Consider the following 18286-nt stretch of genomic DNA (forward strand, 5'->3'; position numbering starts at 1 on the left):
AAATAGTCTAACACTTTACTTAATTGACATCACCGCCCGCAATCGCAGGGCAATGGTTAACAGAGCTTTCCAGAGATGAAGAAACCCACCCGCGCCCCGGCCGGTCAAATTCGAATTATCGGCGGTCAGTGGCGAGGCCGGAAATTACCGGTGCCGGACAGCCCCGGTTTACGCCCGACAACCGACCGCGTTCGCGAGACGCTGTTTAACTGGCTCGCCCCGTCAATGGTAGATGCCCACTGCCTGGACTGCTTCGCCGGCAGCGGTGCATTAGGGCTCGAAGCGTTGTCGCGCTACGCCGCCAGCGCCACGCTGCTGGAGATGGAGCGCGGCGTGGCACAGACGCTGCAGCAAAATCTGGCGACGCTCAAAGCTAGTAACGCCAAAGTCGTAAACACCAATACCCTGAGCTTCCTCGCGCAGAAAGGCACGCCGCATCAGGTGGTGTTTGTCGATCCGCCGTTCCGCAAGGGGCTGCTGGAAGAGACGTTATCCCTGCTGGAACAAAACGGCTGGCTGGCGGATGACGCATTAATTTACGTTGAAAGCGAAGTGGAAAACGGTCTTCCGCCAGTGCCAGCGCACTGGGATCTGCACCGCGAAAAGGTTGCCGGTCAGGTCGCTTATCGTCTTTATCACCGTCAGGTACAAGGAGGCTCTGATGCCGGTACTGATTAACCTGGGACGTTTGCTGATGCTGGGCGTCTGGGCATTTTTGATTTTGAATCTGGTGCACCCGTTCCCGCGCCCGTTGAACATCTTCGTTAACGTGGCGCTGATTTTCACCTCGTTCATGCACGCCCTGCAGATGGTAATGCTGAAAAACGGCCTGCCAAAAGATGGCCCGCCGATGACCGGCTGGCAGCAACTGCGGGTATTTATTTTCGGCGTGTTTGAGTTGCTGGTGTGGATGAAGAAGTTTAAGGCGCAGGTGAAGAAGTAGGGTGCGGCCTGATGCCCTCACCCTAACCCTCTCCCACCGGGAGAGGGGACCGATCACGCATTATTCCGCCCTAAAACCTTCAAAACGTGACCCTTTGTAGCTCAGCATTCCTTTCTCACCCACCGTCAACTGGTGGTACTGCTGCGCCTCCAGGCGGAAAGTCATCTCCAGCCCGCCGGTTTCCGGCTTAAAGCTGGCTTCATAGCGCATCGTCGCGCCCGCAGGCGTAACCTGCTGTTGGCGAGAGCGTCGGTCGTTGAGGGCTTTCTCGCGCTTATTGCTCACTACCACCCGCTTTTGCATCAGCGGTGCGGCCTCGTTATCCGCCTTTTCCCGGCGCTGCTGCACGAAGCGAAACGAGGCGGCAATGACGATAATCGCTACCACGATAATGAAAAACAGCGGCATCTTGCTCATTGAAACATCCCATCAGATTATGCGGAATTCAGGATACCTCGCCTGCCCCGGCATTGCCAAACGCCCGCCCGCGTCACTACACTGGATCAGAAACTGATTATTCAGCCTTAACAGTTACAGGGAGTTAATATGCTTTGGTCATTTATCGCTGTCTGTTTTTCCGCATGGCTTTATGTTGATGCGTCCTACCGTGGCCCAGCCTGGCAGCGCTGGTTGTTTAAACCCGTCACGCTGTTGCTCCTTCTGCTGCTTGCCTGGCAAGCGCCGATGTTTAACGCCATCAGCTACCTGGTTCTCGCCGGGCTGTGCGCGTCCCTGATTGGCGATGCCTTAACTCTGCTCCCGCGTCAGCGTCTGCTGTATGCCGTTGGGGCGTTTTTCCTGTCGCATCTGCTGTATACCATCTACTTCGCCAGCCAGATGACGCTCTCCTTCTTCTGGCCGCTGCCGCTGGTGCTGCTGGTGATTGGCGCACTGCTGATAGCGGTGATCTGGTCGCGTCTGGAAGAGATGCGTTTGCCGGTCTGTACATTTATCGCCATGACGCTGGTGATGGTGTGGCTCGCTGGCGAGCTCTGGTTCTTCCGCCCGACGTCTCAGGCGATGTCTGCGTTCTTCGGCGCAGCACTGCTCTTACTCGGTAATATCGTCTGGCTGGGCAGCCACTATCGCCGTCGCTTCCGCGCCGACAACGCGATTGCTTCCGCCTGCTACTTTGCCGGGCACTTCCTGATTGTGCGTTCGCTGTATATCTAAATAACGCTTGACTCTGGAGTCGACTCCAGAGTGTATGCTGCGGTTAATGAGAAAATTATCATTACCGGAGACTGCCATGTCGACTCCAGAAACACCTAAAAAAATCCCACAATTTTCGGCACTTAAGCTCAGCCCGGTTCCGCCAAAAGAGGACTGCTGCTGCGAGGGGAGCTGCGAAACGCAAGCCGACGCGCTGCCCGAAAGCGGTAATCGCTACAGCTGGGCCGTCAACGGTATGGACTGCGCAGCCTGCGCACGTAAAGTGGAAAATGCGGTCAAACAGGTGCCGGGCGTCAGCCACGTTCAGGTGCTTTTTGCGACCGAAAAGCTGTTAGTCAGCGCCGACAAGGATGTCAGTAAGCAGGTTGAAGCCGCCGTCAGCAAGGCGGGATACACCCTGCGCAGCGAAACAGCCCCTGTCGAAAAGACCGCCTCCCTGAAGGAAAATCTGCCGCTCATTACCCTCATCATCATGATGGCCCTGAGCTGGGGTCTGGAACAGATCAACCATCCGTTTGGCAACCTGGCGTTTATCGCCACCACGCTGGTCGGACTATTTCCGATTGCCCGCCAGGCATTACGTCTGATGAGAAGCGGCAGCTGGTTCGCCATCGAAACGCTGATGAGCGTGGCGGCGATCGGCGCGCTGTTTATCGGCGCGACGGCGGAAGCGGCGATGGTTCTGCTGCTGTTCCTGATCGGCGAACGACTTGAGGGCTGGGCCGCCAGCCGCGCGCGTAAAGGGGTGAGCGCGTTGATGGCACTGAAGCCGGAAACCGCGACGCGGGTTAACGAAGGCAAACGTGAAACGGTCGCCATCAGCACGCTGCGCCCGGGCGACGTCATTGAAGTCGCCGCAGGGGGGCGCTTGCCTGCCGATGGCGCACTGCTTAGCGCCACCGCAAGCTTTGATGAAAGCGCCCTGACAGGGGAATCCATTCCGGTTGAGCGTGCCGCGGGAGAAAAAGTGCCTGCAGGCGCCACCAGCGTTGACCGCCTGGTGCAGCTTGAGGTGCTTTCCGGGCCCGGCGACAGCGCCATCGACCGTATCCTGAAGCTGATTGAAGAAGCTGAAGAGCGTCGTGCCCCCGTCGAGCGTTTTATCGATCGCTTTAGCCGGATTTACACGCCCGCCATTATGCTGGTTGCTCTGCTGGTTACGCTCGTTCCACCGCTGTTCTTTGGCGCGCCCTGGGAGGGCTGGATTTATAAAGGTCTGACCCTGCTGCTGATTGGCTGCCCGTGCGCGCTGGTGATCTCCACGCCAGCGGCGATCACCTCCGGTCTGGCGGCAGCGGCACGTCGCGGAGCGCTGATTAAAGGCGGCGCGGCGCTGGAGCAGCTGAGCCAGGTTCAGCATATCGCCTTCGACAAAACCGGCACGTTAACCGTCGGCAAACCCCAGGTGACCGGCATTTATCCGCAGGATATCGCTGAAGATGAACTGCTTACCTTAGCCGCCGCCGTCGAACAGGGTTCCACCCACCCGCTGGCGCAGGCCATTGTGCGGGAAGCGCAGGCTCGCGGATTACCGATTCCGGCGGCCACCGCCCAGCGGGCGCTGGTCGGGTCTGGGATTGAGGCCAACGTCGACGGTAAAAAGGTCCTGATTGTCGCGGCGGGTCACTCCCCTTCCGCACAGGTTCAGGCGTTAGAGCAAGCCGGGCAAACTGTCGTGGTTGTTATGCAGGACGGCGTGACGAAAGGGATGCTGGCGCTGCGCGATACCCTGCGTGATGACGCGAAGGAAGCCATAGCGGCGCTGCATCAGCTGGGCGTGCAGGGCGTGATCCTGACCGGGGATAACCCACGTGCGGCGTCAGCCATTGCGGGTGAACTGGGACTGGAATTTAAGGCTGGATTGCTGCCCGCCGATAAGGTCAGTGCGGTAACCGAACTGAACAGCCACGCCCCGCTCGCGATGGTCGGGGACGGCATTAACGATGCACCCGCGATGAAAGCATCCACCATAGGCATTGCGATGGGAAGCGGCACCGACGTGGCGCTGGAGACGGCAGACGCGGCGCTGACGCATAACCGTCTGACCGGGCTGGCAGAGATGATCGGCCTGGCGCGGGCGACGCGAGCCAATATCCGCCAGAACATCGGGATTGCGCTCGGACTGAAGGGGATTTTCCTGGTGACGACGCTGCTCGGCATGACCGGGCTGTGGCTGGCAGTGCTGGCGGATACGGGGGCAACGGTGCTGGTGACGGCGAACGCCCTCAGGCTGTTGCGTCGTCGATAAAAAAACGCCCGGTGGCGCTAACGCTTACCGGGCCTACATGTTCTGCCAGATCGTAGGTCGGGTAAGGCGAAGCCGCCACCCGACTTTTTTATAAGAAATAGCTCATCGCCAGGCCTAAAAACAGCACCAGCCCGACATAGTTATTATTCAAAAACGCTTTAAAGCAGGCTTCACGTTCGCGTTTGGCAATCAGCTTTTGCTGGTAAGCAAACAGCAATCCCGCCACCAGCACCGACCAGTAAAACTCCCAGTTCAGCCCGTTCAGACGGCCAATCGCGACCATCAGTGCCAGTACCGCGACCTGTAAAATGCCGATGATCAGTTTGTCCTGACGTCCAAAGAGAATGGCGGTCGATTTAATACCAATTTTCAGGTCATCGTCGCGGTCTACCATCGCATATTGCGTGTCATACGCCACGGCCCAGAGAATATTCGCCAGGAACATCAGCCAGCAGCTGAGCGGTAGGGATTCACTCACCGCCGCAAACGCCATCGGAATTGACCAGCCAAATGCCGCGCCCAACACAACCTGAGGCAGATGGGTATAGCGCTTCATGAACGGATAAACCCAGGCCAGTGCAAGCGCAGCGACGGAAAGCAGAATTGTCATGGTGTTCAGCGTTAACACCAGCAGGAATGAGAGCAGCACCAGTACGAGGAACAGCACGCGGGCTTCTTTTCCGGTCACCTGGCCGCTGGGTAACGGACGGTTGGCTGTCCGTTTTACATGGCCGTCGAATTTACGATCGGCATAGTCATTCACCACGCAGCCCGCCGCGCGCATCAACCAGACACCGGCGACAAATACGCCCAGGATCCATAGCGGCGGTACGCCCGGCGTTGCAACCCACAGCGCCCATAAGGTCGGCCACAGCAGCAGTAACGCGCCAATAGGTTTATCAGTACGCATTAAGCGGTGATACGCCAACAGCTTATTCTGCGTTAGGCTCCACTCCATTTTTTCTTCCTCTTAGTACAACGGTGATGCCGGTAAAAAAAGTTCCGTCAGGATTAACGGCTTACCGCTCAGGCGAAGGCGGGAACGGCGTCCCCACAGTTCGGCATCACGCCCAATCTCAATAAAATCCCGGGTCAGCTCAGATGAGGTAAAAAGATAACGTCCCAGCGGGGTTTTCCCCAGCCGCTGCAGCGCCAGCTCAGGCCCGGAAAGGGTGGACTCGGGCACTACCGTCCGTCCGGCAAGCCAGGGCTCACCATCGGCACAGAGCAAAATTTCGCGCAGCCAGTAGCGTTCCTCTTGCGGCAGCAGCGGCAGCTCGCTGGCGATCTCATCGCCGGAGACAAACCCTTCCTGTATCAGGGTCACCGTGACCGTTTTACCTTGCTGTTCAAAACGTTTCGTCATGGAATCTTCCAGCAGCAACCAGTCCAGTTGCTGCGGATCAAGCGCAGGTATTTGGTCGAAATAGCGCAGCGCACGCAGTTGCGTTAGCGCGGGGTGTGACATGCCAGACTCTCCGATACATAACGTAATGGCATTGTATCGCAGAAACACGGATTGAGGGGGGCCAAACGTTATTTAACGATCACGATCGCAACATGGATGCAACAGCCTGGCGGACACGAAAAAAAGTGCGCCCACTCAGGCGCACTAAACTACTGACAAATCAGCACTGTGGGGAAACGGTTACCCCTTGCCTTTTACACTGCTGATAAAGGTGGAACGGGCAGTGGTTGAACCTAAACGTTCGGCTTCATCAAGCAGTTTCAGCGCTTTATCGACATCGCCGCGCTTCACCGCCTGCTTAATAGCGTTGTTGAAGTATTCTTCGGTGTCGTTCAGTACCGGCTCAGCTTTCTTCGCCGGTGCTGGTGCAGCGGCTGCTACCGGTGCGGCTGCGGTGGCAACTGGTGCGGTATAGGCAGGTGCGGCGGTATTACCCACGGTTACCGGGCCGTTACCGGAGGAGCCAAACAGCGGGCCGACCAGCACGCTGGAACCGCTGTTCGTTTTCACCTTCAGCTTTAGCGTTCCGTCGGTGACGTGGCGTGCAATCGGGTCTGGAATATCAGGTACGGCGTTGCCGGTGCCCTTCGCATAGGCTTTGGCCGGGTCAAGCAGCGTGGTGGTTTTCTGCAGATCTTGCTCAGTGGTAAAGACCAGCACGTAGAGTTTTTGCTGTCCCAGCGCAGGCGTAAGACGCATGACACCTTCCAGACGATCGGCGCTCATCACGCCAGGCTCCTGATAAGTAAAGTATTCGCTTGGGAAAAAGGCGGATGGAGTCATGTTCTGATCAAGAATCAGCACGTTTGGCGCAAATACGCTTGTTTGCTTGTTGACTTCACTGGTCAAGGTAATAGCGAGTTCACCGATATTGGCGGGTACGCTATACGCAGCGACCGGGCCGCTAATACCCGGAACATTAATCGTTTGTCCGCCCGTTGAGAGCTGGGTGGTCTGGGTTTTAGACTGATCGACAGGCGTCCAGACCAGCTGTTGCAGTGTCGCCGCCGGAATGGCTGGTGCAGATGTTGTATTCTGCGGAACGAAGTTCACGTTAGCGAGCGTGACAGCAGGCGCGCTTGCCAGCAGCCCTGCGGATAAACAAAGGGCAAGAAGAGTTTTGTTCATTTTCATTGTTATCACCTCAAAATGCACAGGTCAGCGGTAGCCAGGCAATAGCGCGCCGTCCCAAGGATTGAGGGGCTTGCGCCCCTCAGTTTGGTCATTACGTCAGATTAAGACGGGATTACCACCAGATTTCCATCTGGGCGCCGAAGGACCACTCGTCGTTGTCGCCACGACCGAAGGAACCACCGTTGAAGCCATCTTTAACCGCTTTACCGAAGTTAGGGTTATTCGCTGGGTTACCGTTGTAGTCATAGCCCCACTTCTCATCCCACTTCGCATAGGTTGCGAAGACGCGGATAGCAGGACGAGACCAGATGCTGTCGCCAGCCTGCCACTGTTGCGCCAGGGTGATTTTGTACTGGTTGTTGGTTTCGCCAGTTTCCTGGGATTTGACGTTGTCGTAGCCCACTTCCAGCAAGGTGCTCATGATTGGTGTCCATTTGAACATTGGACGAACACCTACAGTCCACCACTTGGTGCCGTTGTTGTTATCCCAGTCGATATCCTGATACATACCGACGTACATCAGGTCCCAACGATCGCCCAGAGAGATTGCACCGTGGTCAAGGATACGCAGCAGGCTGCCGTTGTTGTTGATGTCATAGGCAAAACCGGTATTGCCATCAATGCCTACGCCAGAACCTTGAGACAGGCCTTTACCCTGAGAGGTCATTGAGTCAGTGGCGTACTGAACCACAAACTTGTTGTAGCCTTTCAGCATGCTCTGGGTGTGTTCAGCGGTGAACATCCAGCCGTCTTTAGACGCACCGTCAACCAGACGATAGTCATCACGTGGGTTAGCACGGCCATAGTCAACGCCCAGCTCAAGGGTGCCGCCTGGGTTAACTTCCATCTGCGCTAAACGCACGTCAAAGACGTCGTTCGCGGTGCGGGTGGTGTAATCATAAATACTGTTGCTGGCGAAGGAGGAAGAACCACCTGATTCAGAAGAGCGGGTTGCTGCCAGAGAAAGTTTACCGAAACCGACGTCGATATTTTCCAGACCCGCACCAGGACCAGAGATATCCCAGTAGTAGAAGTCGATCATGTGAACGTCATGACGCTGATAGAAGCGCTTACCAGCCCAGATGGTGGAACCTGGCAGCCATTCGATCAGGTTTTTACCCTGCACGTTGGCTTCACGGAACGCCGGGTCAGTGGCTTCCCAGTCGTTCTGTTGTGCTACGGAATACGCTACGTTGGTGTCGAAGTAGAAGCTCTTGTCGCCTTCTTTCCACACTTCCTGGCCCAGCTTCAATTCCGCATAGGTTTCACATTCGTTACCAAGACGGTATTTACTTTGAGCACCGGTTGCCTGGAAGCACTGTTGTTCGCCGCCACTCCCCGTCCAGCCGATACCGGAACGAGCATAACCATGGAAATCCACGGCCATTGCCTGAGCAGACATTACGCCCGCTGCGACGGCAACTGCCAGAGGAAGTTTGCGCAGAGTAATCATCATTCTATCTCCTGAGATCATTGCTTTTCTTTGAACACTTCACCTGTCGGTTTCGTGTCTTCTTTTGGGATTGCTTAAACGCCTGGCTCTTTATGCAACCGACGACATGCAGTGCCATCCTCACGGAACAGATGGCAACGCTCTGGCGGCAAGCCGATAGCGAATGTGGCACCCTCTTCTACCAACACCACGTCATTCTGGCGGTAAACCAGGTTCTGACGAATGGCGGGGATCTGGATATGAATCTGTGTTTCGTGACCAAGCTGTTCAACGACCTGAACCTCACCTTCCAGCGTCACATCGGCAATGTGACTCGGCAGGAGATGCTCAGGGCGGATACCGAGGGACATGTTTGCCCCGACCTGTACGTTGGCGCTGTCCACCGGCAGCCAGACTTGCTGGCGGTTTGGTAGCTCCACCTGTACCTGTTCAATGGCCGTTGCAGTCACTTTAACGGGCAGGAAGTTCATCTTTGGCGAGCCAATAAAGCCTGCAACAAAGCGGTCTGCCGGGTAGTGATAGAGCTCCAGCGGTTTGCCCACCTGCGCCACGCGACCGGCATCCAGCACCACGATTTTGTCGGCCAGCGTCATCGCTTCGACCTGATCGTGGGTGACGTAAATCATCGTGCGGCCAAGACGTTTGTGCAGACGGGAGATTTCGATACGCATCTGAACGCGCAGGGCGGCATCCAGGTTAGAAAGGGGTTCGTCGAGCAGGAACACGCGCGGTTCGGCCACCAGCGTACGGCCAATCGCCACACGCTGACGCTGACCGCCGGAAAGCGCTTTCGGTTTACGCTCCAGCAGGTGCGCCAGCTGTAATACTTCCGCCACCTGGGTGACGCGCTGGTTAATCACGTCTTTCTTCGCGCCGGCCAGCTTCAGGCCAAAGGACATGTTCTCGGCAACGGAAAGATGGGGATAAAGTGCATAAGACTGGAACACCATACCGACGCCACGTTCGGCAGGCGGGATGTCGTTCATTCGGGTATCACCGATCAGCAGGTCGCCGCTGGTGATGGTTTCAAGACCGGCAATCATACGCAGCAGAGTAGATTTACCACAGCCTGATGGGCCGACAAACACCACAAACTCACCTTCAGTGATGTCCAGATTGATGTCTTTTGACACCACTACGTCGCCCCAGGCTTTCGTTACATTACGCAGCTGTACGCTCGCCATGCCCTTCTCCCTTCGTTACAACCTGTCACCGACAGAAACATTCAACATAAGTTCACTATGGGGTATCTATAACTTTCACGAATCCTCCACCCCCCGGCTTTTTTATGGGGGAGGAGGCGGGAGGATGAGAGAGCAGGCTCTGCGACCGCAGCCGGGGGGCTGAGGCGAAATTCGTGAAGCCGCCTGCAAAATTCGGTGGGTTTTTATGTGCGCCAGCACTCATAACTTAAATTTATGCAACGGAGATCACACAAACAGGGGGTGGGGCGTAGGGGTTGGGAGGATGGAAAGAGGATGTCAAATAAGGAGACTGATTCACGTTGAACCACTGAAGTCATACTACGAGACATCACCAAAAGGATGGCAGATATGAATATCAAGACTGGCGCACGCGTTTTCGCATTGTCCGCCCTTGCAGCAATGATGGTTTCCGCACCGGCGCTCGCCAAAATTGAAGAAGGCAAGCTGGTTATCTGGATTAACGGCGACAAAGGCTATAACGGCCTGGCCGAAGTGGGCAAAAAATTCGAGAAAGACACCGGTATCAAAGTTACCGTAGAACATCCGGACAAACTGGAAGAGAAATTCCCGCAGGTTGCAGCAACCGGCGACGGCCCGGACATCATCTTCTGGGCGCATGACCGTTTCGGCGGCTACGCGCAGTCTGGCCTGCTGGCTGAAGTCACCCCGGACAAAGCGTTCCAGGACAAACTCTTCCCGTTCACCTGGGATGCCGTTCGCTACAACGGCAAGCTGATCGCTTACCCTATCGCAGTTGAAGCCCTGTCTCTGATTTACAACAAAGACCTGGTACCAAACCCACCGAAAACCTGGGAAGAGATCCCGAAACTGGATAAAGAGCTGAAGGCGAAAGGTAAATCCGCTCTGATGTTCAACCTGCAAGAGCCGTACTTCACCTGGCCGCTGATTGCTGCCGACGGCGGTTACGCGTTCAAGTTTGAAAACGGCAAATATGACGTGAAAGACGTGGGCGTGGATAACGCAGGCGCGAAAAAAGGCCTGACCTTCCTGGTTGACCTGATCAAGAACAAACACATGAACGCGGATACCGATTACTCCATCGCGGAAGCGGCGTTCAACAAAGGCGAAACCGCGATGACCATCAACGGTCCGTGGGCCTGGACCAACATCGATAAGAGCAAAATCAACTACGGCGTAACGCTGCTGCCAACCTTCAACGGCAAGCCGTCTAAACCGTTCGTTGGCGTGCTGAGTGCGGGTATCAACGCCGCCAGCCCGAACAAAGAGCTGGCGAAAGAGTTCCTGGAAAACTACCTGCTGACCGATCAGGGTCTGGATGAAGTGAACAAGGATAAACCGCTGGGCGCCGTGGCGCTGAAATCCTTCCAGGATCAGCTGGCGAAAGATCCACGCATCGCGGCCACTATGGATAACGCCCAGAAAGGCGAAATCATGCCGAACATCCCACAGATGGCAGCGTTCTGGTACGCCACCCGTACTGCAGTCATCAACGCAGCAATCGGTCGTCAGACTGTTGATGCCGCGCTGAAGGATGCGCAGGGTCGTATTACTAAGTAAGCAGAAAAACGGCGGGTGGCGCGTGCGCTTACCCGCCCTACGACTACGGCACGATCCGTAGGTCAGGTAAGCGCCGCGCCACCTGACGAAAAGTTTCCACCGTTGTAGAGGAAGAACCCCATGGATGTCATTAAAAAGAAGCACTGGTGGCAAAGCGACGCGCTGAAATGGTCAGTGATAGGTCTGCTGTGTCTGCTGGTGGGTTACCTTGTTGTTTTAATGTACGTACAAGGGGAATATCTCTTTGCCATCATGACGCTGATCTTAAGCTCTGCTGGCCTGTATATTTTCGCCAACCGTAAAGCCTATGCCTGGCGCTATGTTTACCCTGGCGTGGCCGGGATGGGGCTGTTTGTCCTGTTCCCACTGATCTGTACCATCGCCATTGCATTCACCAACTACAGCAGCACCAACCAGCTTGCGCAGGAACGCGCCCAACAGGTGCTTCTGGACCGTTCCTATCAGGCGGGAAAAACCTTTAATTTCGGCCTGTATCCTGCGGGTGACGAATGGAAGTTAGCGCTCACTGATGGTGAGAGCGGCAAAAACTATATTTCCGACGCGTTTAAATTTGGCGGCGAGCAGAAGCTGACCTTAAAAGAGGCTGCGGCCCTGCCGGAAGGTGAACGTGCTAACCTGCGGATCATTACCCAGAACCGCCAGGCGTTGACCCAGCTCACCGCCGTGCTGCCAGATGAAAGCAAAGTGACCATGAGCTCGCTGCGCCAGTTCTCCGGCACTCAGCCGCTCTATACCCTGGCAAAAGACGGCACGCTGACTAACAATCAGAGCGGCGTGAAGTATCGCCCGAACAACGACATTGGTTTCTATCAGTCCATTACTGCCGACGGCAAATGGGGTGATGACAAACTCAGCCCGGGTTATACCGTTACCATCGGCTGGGATAACTTTACCCGCGTGTTCACCGACGAAGGCATCCAGAAACCGTTCTTCGCCATCTTCGTCTGGACGGTGATTTTCTCGGTGCTCACCGTGATCCTGACCGTTGCCGTGGGCATGGTGCTGGCCTGTCTCGTGCAGTGGGAATCCCTGAAAGGCAAAGCGATTTACCGCGTGCTGCTGATTCTGCCGTATGCCGTGCCGTCGTTTATCTCGATTCTGATTTTCAAAGGGCTGTTTAACCAGAGCTTCGGTGAAATCAACATGATGCTGAGCGCGCTGTTCGGTATCAAACCGGCCTGGTTCAGCGACCCAACCACCGCCCGCTCGATGATTATTATCGTGAACACCTGGCTGGGCTACCCGTACATGATGATCCTGTGCATGGGCCTGCTGAAGGCTATCCCGGACGATCTGTACGAAGCTTCAGCGATGGACGGCGCGGGTCCGTTCCAGAACTTCTTTAAAATTACGCTGCCGCTGCTCATTAAGCCGCTGACCCCGCTGATGATTGCCAGCTTTGCCTTTAACTTTAACAACTTCGTGCTGATTCAGCTGTTGACCAACGGTGGCCCGGACCGTCTCGGCACCACCACGCCGGCAGGCTATACCGACCTGCTTGTGAGCTACACCTACCGTATCGCCTTCGAAGGCGGCGGCGGACAGGACTTCGGTCTGGCAGCAGCCATTGCCACCCTGATCTTCCTGCTGGTTGGTGCCCTGGCGATTGTGAACCTGAAAGCCACACGTATGAAATTTGACTAAGGAGGGCATCGATCATGGCTATGGTACAACCCAAATCTCAGAAATTGCGCCTCCTGGCGACACACTTAGGCCTGCTGATTTTCATCGCGGCAATCATGTTCCCGCTGCTGATGGTTATCGCTATCTCCCTGCGTTCGGGTAACTTCGCGACCGGGAGTCTCATCCCGGACGAAATCTCCTGGGAGCACTGGAAGCTGGCGCTGGGCTTCAGCGTGGAGCATGCGGATGGACGCGTGACTCCCCCGCCGTTCCCGGTGCTGCTGTGGCTGTGGAACTCGGTGAAAGTGGCGACCATTACCGCAATCGGTATTGTCACGCTCTCCACCACCTGTGCTTACGCCTTCGCCCGTATGCGTTTCCCGGGCAAAGCGACGCTGCTGAAAGGCATGCTCATTTTCCAGATGTTCCCGGCCGTGCTGTCACTGGTCGCGTTGTATGCCCTGTTTGACCGTCTGGGTCAGTACGTGCCGTTTATCGGCCTGAACACCCACGGCGGCGTGATCTTCGCCTATCTTGGCGGTATCGCCCTGCATGTGTGGACCATCAAAGGGTATTTCGAAACCATCGACGGTTCGCTGGAAGAGGCGGCCGCGCTGGATGGCGCTACTCCGTGGCAGGCCTTCCGTCTGGTGCTGCTGCCGCTGTCGGTACCTATCCTGGCGGTGGTGTTTATCCTGTCGTTTATCGCTGCGATCACCGAAGTACCGGTCGCCTCCCTGTTACTGCGCGACGTGAACAGTTACACCCTGGCCGTGGGTATGCAGCAATACCTCAACCCGCAAAACTACCTGTGGGGCGACTTTGCTGCGGCGGCTGTACTCTCTGCCATCCCGATTACCGTGGTGTTCCTGCTGGCCCAGCGCTGGCTGGTTAACGGCCTGACGGCGGGCGGTGTGAAAGGTTAAGTTTCATTTGTTATGCCACTGCAACCCTCAACTTTAGACGTATTGTATTGACCCAACTTGTGACTGTTGTTAGGCGCTCTTCGGAGCGCCATTTTTTTATTCCCGTTTCAGCCGCTTCGAGTTACACAGCCAGAGGGTGATCACCAGCAGCAGGATCGCCGCCGAGTAGATCAGCACGTCGAGGGGGGATTTATGATCGACGATGATCAGCCGCACAATCGCGGTGATCCCAATGTAGACAAAATAGCGCAGCGGGAAGTGAAAGCCCGACTGAAAGTACTTCACAATCAGGGCAATAAACTCGAAGTAGAGAAAGTAGACCACCAGGCCTTCCACCAGCGCATATTTGCTGGTTTGTTCAGGGGCGAACAGCACATCCGCCAGATGCACCGTCTCTTTGCCAAGGAAGACGACCAGAATCAGACCAAGGCTTAGCAGACCGAGATTTAGCACGGTCTGGAGGATCGTTGAGATAAACTCAACGCGCGGGCGAGTCAGGGATGTCATACAGCACCTCATTCTCCAGGGCGAGGTTCCTGTATAACGCAAAAATGTGACGGGGATCTATATTTTTTGTTTATGTTTTGTCCGCATTAGCATTCTTGCCGGTCGGCACTGCGTTTGCCCGGCCTACAAAAACACTCTTGTAGGCCCGGTAAGCGCAGCGCCACCGGGCAAACAAGCATCAACGGAAGTTAACGTTCTTATCGCTGGTCATGTCATACAGCTGGAACTTACGCCCAAGCTGCTGGCCCCCGTCGCGCGTCAGCGGTGTCCAGCCCACTGCCGCACGGCTGCGGGTTGGGCCTGACGAGAAGAGATCCAGCGGAATCGACACATAGACCCCTTTAGTAAAGTCCCCTTCTCCGTACTCGTCCGGCGAGACGTTGGTGATGGTGGCATAACCGCCCACCACGACGCCGCTGTCGAAGTGTTTGGAGATATCCAGCGTGCCACCCTTGTCGCCCGCCAGATACTGGCCGACGCTGGCTTTCACCAGTACGTCCTGCGCGAATGACGGTGTCCAGTAGGCGGTCAGATGGCCCGTTTTGACGCTGTAGTCGGTGAACTTCATCATGTCCTGCGCGCTGCGCCAGTCACGCTGTTTCACGTAGTTAGCATCAATCCCAAATGCCCAGTTGCTGTCGACAGGACGGTAAAGCACCTCTGCCCCTGCGCCACCGAACATGGTTTCCAGATATCCGCCGTACACCTGGCCGTAGAAACCGTTGCCGAAGTACTGGAAGTAGTTGGCCTGCAGGTTATTCACGTAGACATCGTTCTGCACGTATTCACGAACGCGAGTTCTTACACGCGGCAGTTTTGAATCGTTCGGCGGGTTGGTGTAGTTAAATTTGTCGTAGTTGTTGGCGATATTGCCGAACAGGCTACCGGTAGTCAGCAGATGGTCGGTGACCCACAGATCTGCCGTCGCCATTGCGCCCAGCTGATACATGTAGAAGTTTTCCGGTCCGCCAACGGACTGGTTCAGCACCGGATCGATATGGAAATCAAAGCGCGACTTGTCGATATACCAGCCTTGCTCGGTGGTGTCTGGCACGACCGGCTCAACGCGTTTTTGCACCAGCTCGGTTTCATGCCCGAGCGGCTCGCCTTCGAGATGGCGCTTGAGGCTGGCAACGTCCGTTTCCGTCGTCACCTGCGGCAGGTTCAGGCGGTTCTCGGTCACGCGGATCGTGCGGATCCCGTCCGGGAGATCGTTCATGACGATCCGGTTGGCGCGCTCGATCCCTTCCCGCGAGTCGCGGTATTTCACCTGCTCGCCGGTGACGTAAAGCGTGTCGCCCTTGGTCTGAATCTTCGGATCCGCCAGACCGGCATTGTATTTCAGCAGCGTCAGCTGATTTGCCACCACGGAGTGCTGCAGAATCGCATCCTGCGGTTCCGGCTGGTAGGCAGGGCGCGCGTTATCATTGTAGTGCGGCCGCATGTCATTAAAGTTGGTGCGCAGCGTGAAACCAAACATCACGGTATTACCGCGCTCGTAGCTGAGGTTAACGTCGGCCCAGTCGGTGACGCGATAAATGGCGCCGACGTTAAACTTGCTCTTCTGCTCAATCTTCCCGGCGAAATCCTGAGAGTAGTCGTTTCCTTCGTACTCCAGCTTCAGGCGCAATGGCTGCCAGGGGGTCTGGTATTCCACGCCACCGAACAGCGAGGCCGGGCCATGGAACATCTGGTCGCCGTTGATGGAACCCGCTTTCTGGTAACTGTTATCGCGGTAGCAATATTTATCGCTGTAGGTGCAGAACGGGTTTTTGACGTTACCGCTGGTACCGAGATAGCCCCATCCCAGGCCAAGCGAGAAGTCGAACGGCCCCCAGGCCTTGCTGGCCACAATGTATTCCGCATCAAACAGGCCGGTCCCGCCGATATCTTTGGCCCCCACGGACACCTGCGGCATCCAGTAGCTCTCTTCCCACAGGCGCAGCTTGAGGTCGAAGGCTTTATCTTTGTAAGTCTGGTCGCCAGAGAACGCCTCGACGCTGCTGTACTGTTTCGTTCGCACATCGGTGTAGCGCAGCGTGGTTTCAAGCCACGGGAAAAGCTGTACCGAGGCGGAATAGTAGCGGTACTGGTCGTTATCGCGGTAGTTCAGACTGATTTCCCCTTCACGCGCCATGCGCGCGGTGGGCGTTTGCAGTAAACCGATGCCGCCGAAGTCTGACTGAGACGGGCCAATGGGTGCCGGATACGTTTCTGCATGACAGGCGGCGCTTACACAGAGCGCCAGCATGCTGTAGAGATAGGTTTTTTTCATTCTTCCGGTATCCGCTGTGTCAGGGAGTGAAGGATATCGGCGTTAAGCCCGTCATATGCCTTCGTCCAGAAATGGTCGGCAAAACCGACAAAAATGATGCTGCCAGGCATGGGCTCGATATGACGTTTATTCCAGTAAGCTACCGGCGCTTTTTGCGTGTGCCCGTCAGGGTAAACGACCCAGGCGTAGCTGTTATCGGCACCGCTCAGCAGGCTTTGCTCGTCGAGATAGCTCACCACGTCGCGACCTGGCGTAAAGGGCTTTTTACCCGGGCTGCTGACAAGCCCCATCACGGTCACCGTCGTCGGTTTTACGGGCAGCCAGAGGGTGTACTCCCCTTCAAGGGTTGGGTTGCCCTTTTCCGTGACGCGTACTTCATCGGGATCAAGATTCACCTTCTGGCGGCCAGTCACCTTCAGCGCCTGAAGCTGCTGGCGAATGCTATTGATTGCTGCGGCATCGTCACCGTCTTCCTGCGCCGCCAGACCTGTCAGACGGGCAAGCAGTGCAAGATGTTCTTGCTCTGCCTTAATCGTTGCCTGACGCTCGCCGATCACCGCCCCCGGCCACCAGCTGTTGGCAAGCCTCGGCTGCCCGACGAGATCGAGCAGATGTTCAGCGTTGGTTAACGTTTTGGGTTTCTCGTTGTCCGCCGTGTAGACCTTCACCGTTCCTGCAGACCATGCCGCAGGGGTTGCAAGGCTCGCAATTAGCGCAACGCGGATAATTGTTTTCATGATTTTGCGGCCTTGATCAGCGTGGTTTTCACCGGGAAGAAACCGGCACCGAGATACTGCAGGGACTGACGGATTTGCCCTTCCTCGTCGATCCAGAAGCGGTTATGCCAGGTGGCCTGGTCGGTTGTTACCTCTTCATCCAGCACGCGTACCTGGGTTTCATCGCTCCCCACTTTCACACTGTCGGTGCCATCCCAGCGGAAGGTGGAATGCGCCGTGGCGTAACGCACCTGCTTGTGTTCAGTCCAGCCCATCGTGCGCGTCCAGCCAGCGCCGTCGGTAATCTGGTTCGGCTTGATCAGCGGATCGGCCGCGATATTGTTCACCTCAAGCAGGTTGTCGCCCCCGAGCAGGGTTTTCACGATACGGCCATGCTGCGTCACGATGGTGGCCTGATCCTGCGTCACCCATTTCTGCTGCCCGTTTTCATCGAAAGCGAGCACCACAAACAGTTGCGGGCCATCATTAAGCTGCATGTACTGACTGGCGTAGGGCATGTTCTGAAGTTCGTCATCGGTCAATTGCACGCCCGGCGTACCGAACAGGCTGTCCCACAGTGAATGACCCAGCCCTTTGGTGGTGGCTGAGCACGCCTGCAACAGCAGGCAAATCAGAATGATTGCAGGTCGCTTCACGACTCTTCTCCGAAGGGGCGAAATAACCACACCGAAGTGTGGTTATGATTAAAACACCCGGTCTTACTGGGTGCTGGTTGTCGTAGTGGTCGTGGTTCCGGTATTGGAGCCATCACCGCCACCGGTTGCCGCCAGCGCGACACCCACGGCTGAACTTACGGCGCTGGTGCTGGCTGCGGTAGAGCTTCCCGCAGACGCAGACGTCGCTGCCGACCCTGCTGCTTCCCCGACCTGGACCGGAGCTGCATAGACAGATGTCGCCGCAAGTGCAGATATGGCAAAAATGCCATACAGTACTTTCTTCATAACAATTTCCCTTCAATGAATGAATGGAGATTTGCCCGAAAAGAAATTCAGGCGGAATCGAGTATACACAACTAAAGCAGCGGGATTACCGTG

Annotated in this window: 18 protein-coding genes; 7 read left to right on the forward strand and 11 right to left on the reverse strand. The window is 56.3% G+C overall.

Annotation, left to right across the window (positions count from 1 at the left end; genetic code table 11):
• The first annotated feature begins 75 nt into the window (after window positions 1–75).
• Together rsmD and L977_RS04640 are read left to right on the forward strand one after the other, a co-directional pair.
• Entirely contained in the window at window positions 76–678 is a 603-nt protein-coding gene (gene rsmD, locus L977_RS04635) for a 16S rRNA (guanine(966)-N(2))-methyltransferase (RefSeq protein WP_045135381.1), read from the forward strand.
• Window positions 662–943, forward strand: a complete 282-nt coding sequence (locus L977_RS04640) for a DUF1145 family protein (RefSeq protein ID WP_014882110.1) — start codon at window positions 662–664, stop codon at window positions 941–943. Before rsmD ends, L977_RS04640 begins: the two co-directional genes overlap by 17 nt.
• A gap of 60 nt (window positions 944–1003) precedes the next feature.
• On the opposite strand, the gene L977_RS04645 is transcribed toward L977_RS04640, so the two are convergent.
• A complete protein-coding gene (locus L977_RS04645) occupies window positions 1004–1360 on the reverse strand; it encodes a DUF2500 domain-containing protein (protein WP_047624991.1) in 357 nt (118 codons plus the stop codon).
• A 129-nt stretch (window positions 1361–1489) separates the two neighbouring features.
• Here L977_RS04645 and L977_RS04650 point away from each other — a divergent pair, with 129 nt between their 5' ends.
• Both L977_RS04650 and zntA read left to right on the forward strand, forming a co-directional pair.
• A complete protein-coding gene (locus tag L977_RS04650) occupies window positions 1490–2116 on the forward strand; it encodes a lysoplasmalogenase (RefSeq protein ID WP_014882108.1) in 627 nt (208 codons plus the stop codon).
• A gap of 76 nt (window positions 2117–2192) precedes the next feature.
• Window positions 2193–4364, forward strand: coding sequence for a Zn(II)/Cd(II)/Pb(II) translocating P-type ATPase ZntA (gene zntA, locus L977_RS04655; RefSeq protein ID WP_045268809.1), 2172 nt, complete (start codon window positions 2193–2195; stop codon window positions 4362–4364).
• Window positions 4365–4452: 88 nt separating this feature from the next.
• On the opposite strand, the gene ubiA is transcribed toward zntA, so the two are convergent.
• The 5 genes from ubiA to malK all read right to left on the reverse strand — a co-directional run bounded on the left by ubiA (window position 4453) and on the right by malK (window position 9603).
• Entirely contained in the window at window positions 4453–5322 is an 870-nt protein-coding gene (gene ubiA, locus L977_RS04660; RefSeq protein ID WP_014882106.1) for a 4-hydroxybenzoate octaprenyltransferase, read from the reverse strand.
• A 12-nt stretch (window positions 5323–5334) separates the two neighbouring features.
• Window positions 5335–5832, reverse strand: a complete 498-nt coding sequence (ubiC, locus tag L977_RS04665; protein ID WP_014882105.1) for a chorismate lyase — start codon at window positions 5830–5832, stop codon at window positions 5335–5337.
• Window positions 5833–6012: 180 nt separating this feature from the next.
• Complete coding sequence (gene malM / locus L977_RS04670; RefSeq protein ID WP_047624993.1) at window positions 6013–6966, reverse strand: maltose operon protein MalM; 954 nt, start codon at window positions 6964–6966, stop codon at window positions 6013–6015.
• 112 nt (window positions 6967–7078) lie between these two features.
• The gene (locus L977_RS04675; RefSeq protein ID WP_032637773.1) at window positions 7079–8422 is read right to left on the reverse strand and encodes a maltoporin; all 1344 of its coding nucleotides are present in this window, start codon (window positions 8420–8422) and stop codon (window positions 7079–7081) included.
• Between the two features lie 71 nt (window positions 8423–8493).
• On the reverse strand, window positions 8494–9603 hold the full coding sequence (malK, locus tag L977_RS04680) for a maltose/maltodextrin ABC transporter ATP-binding protein MalK (RefSeq protein ID WP_023331782.1): 1110 nt from the start codon (window positions 9601–9603) through the stop codon (window positions 8494–8496).
• 369 nt (window positions 9604–9972) lie between these two features.
• Here malK and malE point away from each other — a divergent pair, with 369 nt between their 5' ends.
• From malE to malG, 3 genes are all read left to right on the forward strand, one after another.
• Window positions 9973–11163 carry a maltose/maltodextrin ABC transporter substrate-binding protein MalE gene (malE, locus tag L977_RS04685; RefSeq protein WP_047624998.1) on the forward strand — a complete coding sequence of 397 codons (1191 nt, stop codon included), beginning with the start codon at window positions 9973–9975 and terminating at the stop codon, window positions 11161–11163.
• Window positions 11164–11283: 120 nt separating this feature from the next.
• Window positions 11284–12828, forward strand: coding sequence for a maltose ABC transporter permease MalF (gene malF / locus L977_RS04690; protein WP_047624999.1), 1545 nt, complete (start codon window positions 11284–11286; stop codon window positions 12826–12828).
• Between the two features lie 14 nt (window positions 12829–12842).
• Window positions 12843–13733, forward strand: coding sequence for a maltose ABC transporter permease MalG (gene malG / locus L977_RS04695; RefSeq protein ID WP_003860332.1), 891 nt, complete (start codon window positions 12843–12845; stop codon window positions 13731–13733).
• 96 nt (window positions 13734–13829) lie between these two features.
• Here malG and psiE read toward each other — a convergent pair whose 3' ends face one another.
• The 5 genes from psiE to yjbE form a co-directional block, all read right to left on the reverse strand.
• Window positions 13830–14240 (reverse strand): phosphate-starvation-inducible protein PsiE, encoded by a 411-nt coding sequence (psiE, locus tag L977_RS04700; protein WP_000202963.1) that lies wholly within the window; start codon window positions 14238–14240, stop codon window positions 13830–13832.
• A 178-nt stretch (window positions 14241–14418) separates the two neighbouring features.
• Entirely contained in the window at window positions 14419–16515 is a 2097-nt protein-coding gene (locus L977_RS04705) for a YjbH domain-containing protein (RefSeq protein ID WP_045281840.1), read from the reverse strand.
• A complete protein-coding gene (locus L977_RS04710; protein ID WP_014882098.1) occupies window positions 16512–17252 on the reverse strand; it encodes a capsule biosynthesis GfcC family protein in 741 nt (246 codons plus the stop codon). The genes L977_RS04705 and L977_RS04710 overlap by 4 nt, the downstream gene beginning before the upstream one ends.
• Window positions 17249–17887: a YjbF family lipoprotein gene (locus tag L977_RS04715; protein ID WP_014882097.1), complete on the reverse strand. Its 639-nt coding sequence runs from the start codon at window positions 17885–17887 to the stop codon at window positions 17249–17251. Before L977_RS04715 ends, L977_RS04710 begins: the two co-directional genes overlap by 4 nt.
• 63 nt (window positions 17888–17950) lie before the next feature.
• On the reverse strand, window positions 17951–18193 hold the full coding sequence (yjbE, locus tag L977_RS04720; RefSeq protein ID WP_003860341.1) for an exopolysaccharide production protein YjbE: 243 nt from the start codon (window positions 18191–18193) through the stop codon (window positions 17951–17953).
• Window positions 18194–18286 lie beyond the last annotated feature (93 nt).

Source organism: Enterobacter sp. ZOR0014, from assembly GCF_000798855.1.
GTDB lineage: Bacteria > Pseudomonadota > Gammaproteobacteria > Enterobacterales > Enterobacteriaceae > Enterobacter > Enterobacter kobei.